General features: G+C 46.9%; 12 protein-coding genes and 4 pseudogenes. 12 read left to right on the forward strand and 4 right to left on the reverse strand.

What is annotated here, in order from left to right:
- Nucleotides 1–91: 91 nt before the first annotated feature.
- Nucleotides 92–979 carry a LysR family transcriptional regulator gene (locus tag EL29_RS21215; protein WP_028715697.1) on the forward strand — a complete coding sequence of 296 codons (888 nt, stop codon included), beginning with the start codon at nt 92–94 and terminating at the stop codon, nt 977–979.
- Nucleotides 980–1,132: 153 nt separating this feature from the next.
- Here the strand turns inward: EL29_RS21215 and EL29_RS21220 are convergent, their stop codons facing one another.
- On the reverse strand, nt 1,133–2,026 hold the full coding sequence (locus EL29_RS21220) for a LysR family transcriptional regulator (RefSeq protein WP_028715698.1): 894 nt from the start codon (nt 2,024–2,026) through the stop codon (nt 1,133–1,135).
- 116 nt (nt 2,027–2,142) lie between these two features.
- Here EL29_RS21220 and EL29_RS21225 point away from each other — a divergent pair, with 116 nt between their 5' ends.
- The 3 genes from EL29_RS21225 (at nt 2,143) to EL29_RS21235 (ending at nt 4,650) form a co-directional block, all read left to right on the forward strand.
- Nucleotides 2,143–3,108, forward strand: a complete 966-nt coding sequence (locus EL29_RS21225; protein ID WP_028715699.1) for an aldo/keto reductase — start codon at nt 2,143–2,145, stop codon at nt 3,106–3,108.
- 17 nt (nt 3,109–3,125) lie between these two features.
- Nucleotides 3,126–3,641: an NAD(P)H-dependent oxidoreductase gene (locus EL29_RS21230; protein WP_028715700.1), complete on the forward strand. Its 516-nt coding sequence runs from the start codon at nt 3,126–3,128 to the stop codon at nt 3,639–3,641.
- 604 nt (nt 3,642–4,245) lie between these two features.
- Nucleotides 4,246–4,650: a GNAT family N-acetyltransferase gene (locus EL29_RS21235; protein WP_028715701.1), complete on the forward strand. Its 405-nt coding sequence runs from the start codon at nt 4,246–4,248 to the stop codon at nt 4,648–4,650.
- A gap of 100 nt (nt 4,651–4,750) precedes the next feature.
- On the opposite strand, the gene EL29_RS21240 is transcribed toward EL29_RS21235, so the two are convergent.
- Complete coding sequence (locus EL29_RS21240; protein WP_028715702.1) at nt 4,751–5,386, reverse strand: DsbA family oxidoreductase; 636 nt, start codon at nt 5,384–5,386, stop codon at nt 4,751–4,753.
- Between the two features lie 26 nt (nt 5,387–5,412).
- Nucleotides 5,413–6,066 (reverse strand): FMN-dependent NADH-azoreductase, encoded by a 654-nt coding sequence (locus tag EL29_RS21245; RefSeq protein WP_050442546.1) that lies wholly within the window; start codon nt 6,064–6,066, stop codon nt 5,413–5,415.
- 114 nt (nt 6,067–6,180) lie between these two features.
- Here EL29_RS21245 and EL29_RS21250 point away from each other — a divergent pair, with 114 nt between their 5' ends.
- From EL29_RS21250 to EL29_RS21260, 3 genes and pseudogenes are all read left to right on the forward strand, one after another.
- Nucleotides 6,181–6,609, forward strand: a complete 429-nt coding sequence (locus EL29_RS21250; protein WP_050442547.1) for a winged helix-turn-helix transcriptional regulator — start codon at nt 6,181–6,183, stop codon at nt 6,607–6,609.
- 308 nt (nt 6,610–6,917) lie between these two features.
- Complete coding sequence (locus tag EL29_RS21255; protein ID WP_029571488.1) at nt 6,918–7,181, forward strand: hypothetical protein; 264 nt, start codon at nt 6,918–6,920, stop codon at nt 7,179–7,181.
- Between the two features lie 367 nt (nt 7,182–7,548).
- A pseudogene (locus tag EL29_RS21260) lies at nt 7,549–7,716 on the forward strand (IS6 family transposase); the annotation flags it as partial.
- Nucleotides 7,717–7,791: 75 nt separating this feature from the next.
- Here EL29_RS21260 and EL29_RS21265 read toward each other — a convergent pair.
- A complete protein-coding gene (locus tag EL29_RS21265; RefSeq protein WP_050442548.1) occupies nt 7,792–8,799 on the reverse strand; it encodes a choloylglycine hydrolase family protein in 1,008 nt (335 codons plus the stop codon).
- Between the two features lie 389 nt (nt 8,800–9,188).
- Here EL29_RS21265 and EL29_RS21270 point away from each other — a divergent pair, with 389 nt between their 5' ends.
- The 5 genes and pseudogenes from EL29_RS21270 to EL29_RS21290 form a co-directional block, all read left to right on the forward strand.
- On the forward strand, nt 9,189–10,364 hold the full coding sequence (locus EL29_RS21270; protein WP_028715703.1) for a M20 aminoacylase family protein: 1,176 nt from the start codon (nt 9,189–9,191) through the stop codon (nt 10,362–10,364).
- A gap of 54 nt (nt 10,365–10,418) precedes the next feature.
- Nucleotides 10,419–11,039 (forward strand): trimeric intracellular cation channel family protein, encoded by a 621-nt coding sequence (locus EL29_RS21275; protein ID WP_028715704.1) that lies wholly within the window; start codon nt 10,419–10,421, stop codon nt 11,037–11,039.
- Nucleotides 11,040–11,098: 59 nt separating this feature from the next.
- Nucleotides 11,099–11,797, forward strand: a pseudogene (locus EL29_RS21280) (IS6 family transposase).
- A gap of 768 nt (nt 11,798–12,565) precedes the next feature.
- Nucleotides 12,566–12,968, forward strand: a pseudogene (locus EL29_RS23370) (C40 family peptidase); the annotation flags it as partial.
- Between the two features lie 315 nt (nt 12,969–13,283).
- Nucleotides 13,284–13,597: pseudogene (locus EL29_RS21290) on the forward strand (helix-turn-helix domain-containing protein); the annotation flags it as partial.

A 13,597-nucleotide genomic window follows, 5' to 3' on the forward strand; every position in this document is an offset into this window, starting at 1 on the left:
GGTGAAAAAGATGACTAACGCGTTTTCATAATTCATAATTAACGAATAATGATACTTATCACCCTCACAGGATATCCAGGAGAGCAGCCAGATGGATCGCATTCAGGCTATGCAGATTTTTTTAAGGGTGGCTGAGGCCGGAAGCTTTGTGCGGGCAGCGGAAACACTCTCCCTGCCTGCCTCGACGGTTACCAGCACCATCAAAAATCTGGAGAAATATCTGCAGGTGCGTCTGCTAAACCGGACCACGAGACGGGTCAGTCTGACTCCCGAAGGTCTGCAGTATCTGGCGCAGTGCCGGGAAATTCTGGCCTTAATTGAACATACTGAAGCCAGTCTGGCTGATTCGAACAGGCGCCCCCGGGGCCGTTTACGCGTTGATATGCCTGGCGGTATAGCTCATTTCATCGTTATGCCCAATCTGAAAACGTTCTACAGCCGGTATCCTGATATTTACCTGATGATTGGTGTCAGCGATCGTCAGGTCGATCTGGTTCAGGAGGGGGTGGATTGTGTAATCAGAACCGGAGAGTTGCTTAGCTCAACGCTGGTTGCCCGCCCGCTCGGGCAGTTTCGCTGGATCACCTGTGCCTCTCCCGGCTATCTCAGGGCGTATGGTATTCCGCAGTCACCTGAAGAGTTATCTCATCACCGGGCCATTCACTATTTTTCCGGCCAAAGCCGGCGCACGGACGAACTATGTTTTGTGCAGGGAACGGAAACGCTGTCTGTCTCCGTTAGCGGGCAGGCCGCCGTCAACGAGACGGGACTCTATATAAAAATGTGCCTTGAAGGGTTCGGACTGGCGCAGCTTGCTGAGAACGTGGTCGCAGAACACCTGCAGAAAGGAACGCTGGTTGAAGTCCTGGCCGAATGGCAGCCGTCGTCTGTTCCTGTCACATTGCTTTACCCCCATCAGCGTTTTCTGTCACCCGCCGTTCGCGCATTTGCAGACTGGATAGATGAAATCGTTAACTGATACCTCTAGGCCGGTGTAGACGAAAGTCTGTGTCTGGCGGATGCGCGCATCCCGGAGCAGCGACTTATCGGGGAAAGGGTTGTACCCGGACATTCAACTCTCCGGGTAAGTGGTGCCGCCGTCTGAAGGTGCCAGCCGCATCCGGGCACGCACTCAGCTGAAGTGCCGGAGTAAAATATCTTCCAGAATGCGAAAAACGGTCCTGATGCGCTGCGGTACAAGGGTCTGATAGGGCCGGTAAAGATAAAGCTGCCAGGTTTCCAGTTTCAGTTCCGGCAGGACATTCACCAGCCTGCCGTCTTCGAGGTATTCCCTGCAGGCCAGATTACTTGACTGGATCACGGCTTTCCCGGCTAAAGCAGCCTGAATCTCAGACTGGGAGTCGGTGGTAAAAAACTCAAGATGGCGCGGTACAAACGTATCGACGCCATCGAGCATATATTCGAATACTTTGCCGGTTTCAGGATTCAGCAACCCACTGAAAGGATAGCGCTGGCGCAGATCTTCGAAGTTTTCCGGCGCCCCCAGCTTCTCAATGAGTTCAGGCGATGTCATCAGCGCGTGATGAACGAGCGTGATGGGCCTGATAATAAAGTTCGGATTTGGCTCGCGTTCGATGCGGATCCCCATATCAATGCGGTTCTGTATCGAATTCAGCTTCATCATGTCCAGCCGCCAGTCTATAAACAGCTCAGGATAGGGTCGAAGCGCAGTCAAAAGCTCAAACAGCACCTGTTCGTGTCCGGGAAAACGGAACAGTGTGATCCTCACAATCCCCTTCATCTCATTGTCATCTCTGGCCGTCTGAAACAGCGCTTGTGAGTCTTCAAGAAGGCGCACAGCCTTTGGCAGGAAAAGTTCGCCAAAGCTGGTCAGCACAATCGATCGGGTATTCCGCTTGAACAGTGGTTCGCCGAGCTGATTTTCCAGCTCAGCAATGGTTCGCGTTACCACGGAGGGAGAAATGGCCAGCCTGACCGCAGCTTCGCGAAAATTCATCGTTTCCGCAGCGGCAACAAAAAATCGCAGAGCATCAAGTTTATTCATGATTATTGTGTTTTCAGCAATTCTGGCTTTCGAAATTAACAATTTTTCGGCAATAAATCCAGCCGTATACTTAACCACTCAAAATCATCAGCGTCTTAAATAAGGGTGAAATAATCATGAAATTGAGAAGGTTAGGTAGCCAGGGGCTTCATGTCTCAGAGATGGGGCTGGGGTGCATGGGCATGGATCATGGCTATGGTCATTCAGTTGAAATCAAGGAAAGGATAAAGCTGATAGACAAGGCTGTTGAGCTGGGATGCAACCTTTTCGACACGGCCCCTATTTACGGATTTGAAAACGAAGAACTGCTGGGTACTGCTCTTAGTAAACACAGGGAGAGTGTCATCATTGCGACCAAGTTTGGCGTGACCGGAATGGAAAATATCGATGGTCAGCTGGTACCGGTTCTGGACAGTAGCCCGGCGTCTGTCCGAAAGCAGCTGGAAGGTTCTCTTGACCGTCTTAAAACCGATTACATTGACTTGTTTTACCAGCATCGCGTTGATCCTGCGGTTGAGCCGGAAGTGGTCGCAGGATTGATGAAAGAGTTAATCGCCGAAGGGAAAATAAAGTACTGGGGATTATCCAATGCGCCCGCGTCTTATATCCGGCGGGCCCATGCAGTGTGCCCGGTCACCGCCGTTGAAGATCAGTATTCGATGATGTGGCGTAAGCCTGAGCAGGATCTGTTTACAGTCTGCGACGAACTCGATATCGGCTTTATGGCTTACAGCCCGCTGGGTAATGGTTTCCTGAGTGGTCAGGTGAAAGCTGATACAACCTACGGGGAAGGCGATTACCGGGGCATGATGGGGCGCTTTAAACCCGAGGTAATGGAAAATAATCAGGCGCTTCTTAATCTCATCGCCGACATTGCCGGAAGAAACAACGCAACGTCGGCACAGGTTGTCCTCGCGTGGGAACTGGCTCAGAAGCCTTATATCGTGCCGATTCCGGGTACAACGAAATTACACCGGCTGGAAGAGAATTTTCATGCTGCAAATATTCAGCTCAGTGACGCTGAATTACATGACATCAATGACGCTTTATCCCGGCTTGAAATTGACGACACATTCTTTTAAAGACAAGAGATAAAAAAATGAAAACAACTGTATTTGTTATCCATCCCAACATTCATCTGTCCCGTGTTAACTCGGCGCTGGCAAAAAGTGCAGCATCACTGCCCGATGTCGAAGTGCGTTATCTGTATAACCTGTATCCGGATGGCAAAATTGACGTGGCTGCTGAACAGGCTGTTCTGGAAAATACCGACCGTATTGTGCTGCAGTTCCCGATGCAGTGGTACAGCACGCCGCCGCTTCTCAAACAGTGGCTTGATGACGTACTGACCTACGGCTGGTCACATGGTGGCGAAACACAGGCACTGCGTGACAAGCAACTTATGCTGGCCGTTTCGCTCGGTGGTGCTGAGTCTGCCTATCAGCCTGATGGCGCAGCCGGTCATACGGTAAGCGAATACCTGCTGTCCTTTGAAACCATCTCCGGATATCTGGGGATGCACTATATCAAGCCTTTCATTACAGGCGGAAGTGCGACGATCACCGACGAAGAAATTGAAGCACAGACTGAACGCTACAAAACGGTATTAGTCTGATTAGCATCATGCATTCTATCAATTATTAAAACGTTCAGATGTGCTGGTTGTCGCTGACAATTATCATTGGCGGCAACTAGCAGAATTATGGCTGCTGATGGCTGTTTTGACGGCCCTCAGCATACGCGAGAGCCCCCTACACTGTGCATTTCTGAAGCATTGCTGCTTATTTAAGTTATGCGGTAGCCACTTCAGAACGTTGAACCTGCTTTGCGAAATTCTCATAAAAGTATGTTCTCCGTATAAAGACATTACTATATGAATCTTTAACGTCCGCTTTTCGCTCATAGCAGACATATCTAAATTGTTTAATTGAACGTGCCAACATCAGACCAGCACAGGATTGACCGGATCGTTCTCTTTCAGACACAATCGAAACGACGCTTCTGATGTGTCGGGGATACTTACTCAGAAACCGGCGGAATGGTTGTGGACTGTAGTTGTGCTAAACCCCGGCTCAGCTATGGCGTTTTGTCATTTATAGGGAGTAAACATGGAAGTAACGGTAGAAATGTGTCCACCAGATGAATGGGAATCCATGGTGAAAATTTTTACCGAGATGGAAGAGCACTACTATGGTAAGGGCATCATTCAGAAAACACTGTTGAAGAATTATCTCCGCAATCGACTCTTCAGTCAGCTCTCCGGTACTCTGGTGCTCAGGGCTCGCCGCGATGAAAATATCGTTGGGCTGGCGTGTTGCAGCATTCTCTATCCTTCGCCCCGGTACAGTGGAGAGTTACACATCAAAGAGCTGTATGTTTCACGGAGTGAGAGAGGTAAAGGCACTGGGGAATCCATAATGCGCTTTATGGCAAAACTCGCTCTTGAGCATGAGTGTCGTAGCCTTAGCTGGAATGCCGAGAAATCAAACGCCGGAGCAAACCGTTTTTATCAATCTTTAGGGGGCAGAATAAATGGCGATATTGTGAATTATTATCTCCATGGTGACCTCCTGAGTAAACTGGCTTCCGGCAGTTTGGCACCGTCTGGAGGCTGTACCGGTTAGTCTCTCGCACTGATTTGGCTTGCCAGCAAGGCAGAGGCAACTGCGTAATATTGATGCCGTGTCCGCTCTGTGCCAGAAGCGGACACTCAAATCGTTTGCTCTATCGAGAGCGAAGCAGGGCGTTTTCGACAGCCCCTGTTATCTCGTCTTCGCTGCGGCCTCCGCTGAACGCGACGTGAGCGTTGAAAACGAAGTGCGGAACAGACTGCACGCCTGCTGAAAACGCTTCTGCTACCGCCTGGTCAACCCTGGCGTGCCAGGCTGGCTCTTCAGCAACAGCCAGCGCCTCAGAACGCTCAAAACCATATGACGTGGCAATGTCTGCAAGCACAACGGTACTGGCAATGTTCATGGCTTTCAGAAAATAGGCTTCTGTAATTGCAACCGCAAGCGGGTGCTGCGTGCCCCGTGAGCGAGCGGCCATAATGAGCGCATGGGCTGCCTGCGTGGGATAAGCCCGGGGCTGACCTTTCAGGTTGAGCTCCAGCCCTGACAGGCGGGCCTCCCGTTCAACACGGGAAAACGCGGCTTCAGGGTTATGCACGCCGTATCGCTCAAGAAGTAAATCAGCGATTAATACCCCCTCTGCGGGGATGCCGGGCATCAGCATAACAGGGTGATGGTGAATATCAGCCTGAAGGCCCGGGAAGCGTTCTTTAAGAACCTTATCGAGTCTGTACTGACCGACAATGCACCAGGGACATATGATGTCGGTATAGAGGTCAATCTTCAGCATGTAAGACTTCTCCCTTATTCAGCCCGTTACAGGCCTGGATGGTTCTGGAAAGAGCCATAACTCTGCGCTGCGCCCGCTAACAATGACTCAACAGCTGCTTCGGCACTGGCGACAGCGGCCTGTGCAGATTCCGCGCCGAGTACGGTACCTTCTATCCGCACAAGCTCAGCGTCAGTCAGTCCGATAAAGCCAAGTATGTGCAGGAGATAGCTGGTCTGGAAGTCGAAAGCGGCATAATCCCCCTGTGAAAACACACCCCCTGCGGCGGTGACCAGATACAGCTTCCTGCCTGTAAGCAGGCCCTGGGGAGCTCCTATGGCATAGCTGAAGGTGAGCCCCGGCCATGTGATATTGTCAATCCAGGCCTTGAGCTGTGAAGAAGGGCCGAAATTCATCATTCCTGAACCAATGACTATGATGTCGGCCGCGCATAATTCATCAACCAGCTCCCTTGCTCGTTTAACGGCAGTATTCTGTGCAGGTGTGCGCGAGTCCGGAGACACAGTGCGGCCTTCAGTGTAGTCCTGTGTGATATGCGGGGGCGGACTGGCGACAAGGTCTCGAACAGTCAGTGAACCGCCTCGCTGAGCCTTCAGCCCACGGGCAATTTGAGTGGCAAAGCGGGTAGACAGGCTCTCAGAGCCACGTGGACTGGAAGTAATCAGCAGAATATTACGCATAGTGGCTCCGTTTAGGGTATAAAATTAATAATCAGGGCACATTTTTATCCCTGGTTACTAACCGGTACCATCGATACTAGAATGCCTGTCGGAGCTTAACAAGAAGGCACAACTATGTTACTGAGTCACACCGGGGTTCCTGAAGCACTGCCGGCTCCTGAAACCGAAGGCTGCAAGGCCACCCGTGAAATACTGAACCGGATTGGCGACAAGTGGAGCCTCTACATCATCGCGTCTCTGGCAAATGGAAAGCAGCGCTTTAATCAGCTAAGGCGCAGCATTGACGGTATTTCCCAGCGGATGCTGACGCTGACCCTGAGAGGTCTTGAGCGGGATGGCTTAATCAGCCGGACTGTCTATCCGACCATCCCGCCACGTGTTGATTACGAACTCACTGACCTGGGCCGGTCACTGTCAGAGCCTGTAATGGCGCTGGTGAACTGGGCAAACAATAACCGGTCAGCCATCGCAGAAGCACATCAGCGCTATGACGATACATTTAAGTCTGTTGAGGAATTTAAGGCTGCCGGGCAGGGATCATGAGCGCCGGAAGTATCAAAAGTCCCGGTGTGTCTTTTGCTGGATGCGGACAACGGTTATTCCGTCAGTCCGCTCAGAGCCAAGAGCTGAAGTAGCTAACAACTGTCTGTAATGATCAATCGGGAGCAGGTCAGCAGCCAGCAGAACTGTAAATCTCACTCCTTAAACATTTCAGGATAATTCTTTTTTTATATATTCAACCGGACCTGTCGCTATAATCAAAAAACAGACAAAACAGGCTACAGCCATGAAGCACCAGCATCATTTTCCGCAATGCGGACCTTTTACAGCCAGGTAGTAAGGAGAATAATATGTTGAGAGATATCGAGAAAGTTACGCATACTGTCACTGGCGAAGCCCTGCTGTCACTTATCAGGGAGGATGCACCAGTCAGCAACGAATCACTAGCAACACGCCTTCAACATTTTCTACAGGCTGAAGAAGACGCCCACAGGCGTCAGGCAATACTTGCTGCAGTGAGTATGTTAAATACCTTTACAGGTAATCATGATTCACCCGATAACATTACTCAGAGTAAAAAGAAGGTTTTCTTCCTGTCAGCCACGAAACACTGATCACATTACAGCGTAAACCGCCTTAAGGCGGTTTACGAATACGCAGTTAAATGCCCCCAACATTTATAATCAGCTATCGTCTTTAGATTCAGCAAAACTATTGCATAATAACGTTTCAACGCTTTCCTTATGCAACATAAAAGTGGTCTGCTATCTGTAAATTAATATGCAGCTTCATTAGCAGATTCTTCATTTACTGTTGAATAGCTTCGAACGTCCGCTTTTCGCTCATAGCGAACAACAGCCTGTTCCTGATTCCACTGTGTGCCAGAAGCGGACGTTGCTTGCATCATGGTATGCTAGTTTACCGGGAGCGGGTCAGCGGACATTGTTAAATTCAATCCATACAAATAAACGGAGTGAAGGTCACCACTGCAATATCAAACGCCGGATGCTGGGATTCAAGTAGTTTCGACGGGCGTAGACCATCCTAGCTGGTATCGAACTGTTCCACATGATACGAAAAGCGCAATATCAACATTCCAAAAGTGGTGAATTGTCACCCGCGGAGCAATTCTATTTTCTGGCTACCTAAATAATCAACAACGCAACTTTTGACAACTTAATGTCACTAATGCGACAGAGCCAGTTTTTTGTGAAATCTTATAAATTAGTTTGCATTATCATATTGTTGCGATTTTTTTAGTTTATAGGAAGCGATACCCTCATGATTGTCATCACTGAATTCAATTTTTTGAATTGCAATATTTTCATATAATTTTACATATAATACTCTATTTTTAAGATCATAGACTGATGTGTAATGTGTATACTGAAATGCTTTTTTTTTATTGTAATTTAACTCTATACATCCTTTAACAATATCAGTCGTTGCTAAAACATGAAAGGCTTTGTTAATGGATTTCTCAGAAGATACGGTTTCACTATATTTAAGTAAATATGCTGTTCTCACAAAACGTGAGGATGGTGTATAGTCGCCGGGAACACCCATAAACCCTGAACCTTTACCCGATGATAGCAATTTAACATTACCAAATTCAGTGTCATCTGAATTATAAATGGAAAGGCCTGTATAATTTTTCAGGTTAGTGACATGCCAAGGAAATGGAGGGTTATTTGTCATCACACCAATTGAATTTTCATAAACTTCAAACTCCAGTTCTTTGGTCGGTTCTACTACAATCGTGCGGCCACTTAAATCTGTGAACATGAAGTGTTGAGGTAAACCATGTTCCGTTCCTGTTGAATCTATGTCTGCGATAGCAATGCTCAATATTTTTTCTTCTACTTCATAAGTATTCTTACAGTTTGATAGCACCCAAAAAAGAAACTGTTCGGCCAGGATAGGGGTTTTCTTTGCTTCATTTATTTTTTCAACACTCGAGTACTTATTGAATTCAGAAAAGTATTGTGTAACGCCACAAAGACTAAACTCATTTATACCATCAATTACGGCATGAGCAATAGCTTCGCCGTCATTTTCCATGAAGCCTATACCCATCACAGAATACATTGCATCCCAAACTCCGAGACGACTACTCACTTTAAATTTTCTTGGTGTTTTTATGCCCGTATACCTGTAGAGTATATGATATTCCTGCGTTCTTCCCAAATAATAATCCCCGTCTAAAGATTTAAATGTAATGCTGGTGCACATAATTAAAGCCCTCTTTTTTAAGTGTTAAAATCGTCATTTATCTTTAAATATAATCAATTTTAAAGCGAAATAAACGATTTAATGCTTGCCTTTAATCTTTTTTAATGATGCATTAGCAACGCCTGAGAATAGTATATTTACCTCTGAGTCTTATTACTAATCAAATCACAGATTACTTAAAAATTATTGATGGAAATCAATCTTTTCGTTTTTTTATGAGTTTTCAGTTATTTATTTTTTTGTTGGGGGTTAAAATTGAGTATTTGACATATCAAATTAATCTATCAATAATAAATCTCAATATTTCATATTTTGAATTTTTGTTAGGTTTTAGTTGTACTGGAGTGAGGTTTAATTTAATTATCATCTAATTAATGAGGTATTTTTTAATGTATGTAAAGAGTTTGATAGAAACATTGGATGAGAATGTAAGTGAGTTCGTTGACTTAAGAAGAAATATACATTCGCATCCCGAACTGGGATTCGAAGAGCAATCGACCAGTGAGCTGGTTGCGACAAAACTTAAAGAATGGGGTTATACGGTTCATTGTGGTCTTGCCAAAACGGGCGTAGTCGGTACCCTGCGCAGCGGAACAGGAGATAAGGTTATCGGGCTACGTGCAGATATGGATGCCCTGCCTATTGTGGAACAAAGCGGCAAACCGTGGAGTAGCCTTGAACACGGTGTATTCCATGGGTGTGGGCATGATGGCCACACTGTAATGCTGCTTTGCGCTGCAAAGTATTTAGCCCATACCCGCCGTTTTAACGGTGTCCTGCACGTTATTTTCCAGCCAGCTGAAGAGACATTATCCGGGGGACGGCGAATGATCGATGATGGCCTCTTTAAGCTGTTCCCCTGCGATAAGATTTTTGGTCTCCATAATGTGCCAGGTTTGAAAACCGGGCATTTTTATTGTCGTTCGGGATCTCTGATGGCCTCTTCTGACACCATTCATATTAAGATCACTGGTATTGGCGCACACGGCGCCATGCCTGAAAAAGGTATTGATGCCACACTGGTTGCCTGTCACATTGGGGTGGCCCTGCAAAGTATTGTTTCTCGAAATGTTGATCCCGTTGAGGCTGCCGTTATCACCATCGGTTGTATTGAGTCCGGAGAGGCTGCTAATGTAGTCAACGCTTCTGCTCTGATGAAGTTGAGTGTCCGTTCGATTCATAAAGATACGAGAGAACTTTTGGTTAGCCGTATTCAGGACCTTGCGACGGCACAAGCCGACTCCTTTGGCGCCAAAGCGGAAGTAGAAATAGTAAACTCCAGTCCAGTCCTAGTAAACGGGAGTGAAGCAACAGAATTCGCGATGAAAATCGCTTCTGACCTGGTTGGAAAGGATAAGCTTCATTTGGCTTCCCCTGCGATGGGCAGTGAAGACTTTGCCTTTATGCTGGAAGCTCACCCTGATGGCTGCTATATGCTAATCGGCGGCGGTGATGCACCGGGTTACTGCAATTTGCATAATCCAGGGTATGACTTCAATGATGAAATCATTTCTACTGGTGCAGCATACTGGGCTTCACTTGTTGAAACCTATTTAACATCATAATTTCTGATAGAAGTATCGCCATAACGATCGTATTGGCGATACCAGGATCTTACCATGTCAATGATGCTCCATTTTGTTGATGTTCTAGGAACGTTTATTTTCGCATTAAGTGGAGCTATAGCCGGCGTTAAAAAAGGTTTTGATCTTTTCGGCGTTTTCTTCATTTCCTCGGTGACTGCGATTGGAGGGGGCGTGCTCAGGGATGTGTGTCTGTCCTCTGCGCCGCCAAGTGGATTGATCAGCGGTGAGTATTTTCTGGCTATATTGCTGGCAGTGCTGTGTGTATCCTATATCCAGAAAGCAATGATTATGTTTTCGAAGCCCGTTACGTTTTTTGACGCTGTAGGGCTGGGTTTCTTTGCAGCCTTCGGTGCCAGCAAAACATGGCACATGACAGGAAGTTTTCAGTTGTCGGTAATTCTGGGGTGTGTTAGTGCTGTGGGCGGGGGATGTATGAGGGACGTATTACTTGGGAAATCCCCAATAATTTTCACAAAGGAGATTTATGCCAGTGCGGCAATAGTCGGGGCGACCATAGAGCTGCTTGGTGTTTCTGGAAAAATGTCACCGTCGTTAAGTTTGTGGATATCTATAATATCCTGTACGGCCATAAGGATGTGGGCGATTAAGTATAGCATCAGAATCCCCGTTATAAAGAACAGATATCTTCAATAGAGCTCTGTCGCATTAAGATTGCGTCGAGTAACATTTTTTTTTTCATGATGTTACCTGTCGTGTCTCTGATCCGAAACGCCTTCAAGCGTCTGCATTACTCCATCGATATGATTGTTCAGTGTGTCAGCTGGTATCTGGCTTACTCCCTGGGTCTGCGTAACCTCGTAGAGATGATGGCAGAGCGCGGTATTCTCGTTGACCACTCCACTCTGCATCGTTGGGTTATCCGCCTGGTGCCGTTGTTAGATAAGGTTTTTCGCCGACACAAGCGCACAATAGGTCGGCGGTGGCGCATGGATGAAACCTAAAACAAAAATAACGGCCAATGGAAGTGTCTGTATCGGGAGGTCGATACAGCAGGTTATACCATCGACTTCCTTATGACCGCCAAACGGGACGCTACAGTCGCATTGCGCTTCTTTCGCAAAGCTATTCGCCATCAAGGCGAACCCGAGGTGATCAGTATCGATAAAAGTGGTGCTAACACCGCAGCGTTAGCCAGGCTCAACGCCGACAGACCCGATGAGGAAACCACTACTATCAGGCAAAGTAAGTATCTGAACAAACTGATTGAGCAAGACCACCGCAATATCAAACGCCGGATACGCCCGATGCTGGGATTCAAATCGTTTCGACGGGCGCAGACCATCATAGCTGGTATCGAAATGCTCCACATGATACGAAAAGGGCAATATAAACATCCGAAAAGTGGGGAATTGTCACCCGCAGAGCAATTCTATTGCTGGCCATCTAAATAAATAACAACGCAACTTTTGACAACTAAATGTCACTAATGCGGCAGAGCCCATTCGTGTGGCACAGCACCAGTCAAGAAAACAGGCTAGTGATAAAGTTTTTGATAATAAGTGTTTTTTTGACGGAATGTTTTGAATGCCTGCTTAGAAAGCATTGTAAAATAACAATGCAATCTTTTTATATTTTTCATGCCCTTATGAAGGGTTAAGGCAGACTGACAGGGAGGGCTCAATAGAGTTCACACCTGATCTGTATGATAATTTCTCCTTATTTATCAATTATTAATTCACTGAACCCTGAACCTAAAATAATAATATTTTATTTTATCTTATAAAAATTTTGTTCAGGCAATATTCTTGGTCATGACTAATTAGGTATGTAGTGTCACCCAAAATCTTATCATCAAAAATAGGTTATACGCTCACTTCATGACAATGTTGTAAATCGACTCCTAATAATTTTTTATTCATTGGCATATCGCTGTCTAATGAAACTTGAGTTCTTATGCTTTTTATACCGTATGCAATGAATGATCTAAATCAACTAATCGTAATATAATGAAAACTAGAGCCATTTTACAATTGCGTTGTGTCCATTTGTTTAAGTTTTTAGTTATAGGATTACTTTAAAGCGGTGAATCCCCCTATGCGGCGGGGCTAAGTCTCAAAGTGTATTTGCCACTGCGTGCATGCAAGCGGGCCAGGTTGTGACTTTTCTGGCTCACCGGGAGGCACCCGGCACCGCTAAACACCGCCGCCGAATCAGGATTTCCCATCGTCGCTGCGCAGCATGATCAGATGCACACCTGGCATGACACGCCTTACCAATGGACGCACGCAGTTGTCCGGCGTGGACTGCTCGGGCTATGTGTAGCGCAACTTGCACGACCGTTTTAATTTACCCATGTGCAGCGTCTCGACAGCCGATTTGCTGCACATGGGCATTCGCGTTACCACTGAACAACCCCTGAGGGGTGACATTGTGTTTTTCCGCATTAGTGGTGGCATGCATTTGGGCTTCTACGATACGGATAAGCAGTTTATTCACACGTCAGCCAGTAAGGGCGTGATTCACTCATCACTAAATAACCCATACTGGTAATCGGTTTATCACAAAGCGCGCCGTCTGACGCTGGAATACGGGGCACAGATGATACTGGACAGAGCCAGTTAGGCACAGGTTTCGAGTCAAGATTGACAATCGCTACATGATAACTGGCCATACAGCACAAGGCTAATCGACCGTTTTTCATGTAGCGCTGTGGTCTGGGACGAGTAAATGAATGGCAAAAGAGGAGGTGAGGGAGGTAAGGCAAAAAAGAAACGGACTCAGTTCACAGCCAGACACCTCATTTAACATAAGATGTATTATGCGCACTTAAGATGAGAGTCCAATTTGATAATGTCACTTTTTAGCTGGTTCATAATGTCACCCAGATACGGCGCGTTTACCACCTTTTCTGGGAGATCTCTGCTGATGCTGGTGACCATGTCGAACAAAGAACTTCACCGTCTTTCCGTCATTCCGGCTGTTATTGAAAAACGTCTGCGTCGCCGTGATGCGGCCTTTCATCTGGATCTTTCCGAGCGTCAAGTTCAGCGCGTTCTGCGTCGTTATCGTGAATACGCCGCGGCATCAATTGTATCAGAACGTCGCGGGCGTCCCGGCAACACTACACTGACTTTGGTCCCACGCTTGCCTGCGAGAAGCTTGCCGAGCTTCATGACCTTGTGCTGGCCACAGAGACCGTGCGTCAACTGATGGCTCGAGTGGAACTGATCTGCTCCCCGTTGATTAATACA

This window comes from Pantoea ananatis LMG 2665 (assembly GCF_000710035.2).
GTDB classification, from domain to species: Bacteria; Pseudomonadota; Gammaproteobacteria; order Enterobacterales; family Enterobacteriaceae; genus Pantoea; species Pantoea ananatis.

Coding starts and splice junctions, on each gene's coding strand:
- EL29_RS21215 (WP_028715697.1), top strand. CDS start 92: ATGGATCGCATTCAGGCTATGCAGATTTTTTTAAGGGTGGCTGAGGCC.
- EL29_RS21220 (WP_028715698.1), bottom strand. CDS start 2,026: ATGAATAAACTTGATGCTCTGCGATTTTTTGTTGCCGCTGCGGAAACG.
- EL29_RS21225 (WP_028715699.1), top strand. CDS start 2,143: ATGAAATTGAGAAGGTTAGGTAGCCAGGGGCTTCATGTCTCAGAGATG.
- EL29_RS21230 (WP_028715700.1), top strand. CDS start 3,126: ATGAAAACAACTGTATTTGTTATCCATCCCAACATTCATCTGTCCCGT.
- EL29_RS21240 (WP_028715702.1), bottom strand. CDS start 5,386: ATGCTGAAGATTGACCTCTATACCGACATCATATGTCCCTGGTGCATT.
- EL29_RS21245 (WP_050442546.1), bottom strand. CDS start 6,066: ATGCGTAATATTCTGCTGATTACTTCCAGTCCACGTGGCTCTGAGAGC.
- EL29_RS21250 (WP_050442547.1), top strand. CDS start 6,181: ATGTTACTGAGTCACACCGGGGTTCCTGAAGCACTGCCGGCTCCTGAA.
- EL29_RS21255 (WP_029571488.1), top strand. CDS start 6,918: ATGTTGAGAGATATCGAGAAAGTTACGCATACTGTCACTGGCGAAGCC.
- EL29_RS21265 (WP_050442548.1), bottom strand. CDS start 8,799: ATGTGCACCAGCATTACATTTAAATCTTTAGACGGGGATTATTATTTG.
- EL29_RS21270 (WP_028715703.1), top strand. CDS start 9,189: ATGTATGTAAAGAGTTTGATAGAAACATTGGATGAGAATGTAAGTGAG.
- EL29_RS21275 (WP_028715704.1), top strand. CDS start 10,419: ATGTCAATGATGCTCCATTTTGTTGATGTTCTAGGAACGTTTATTTTC.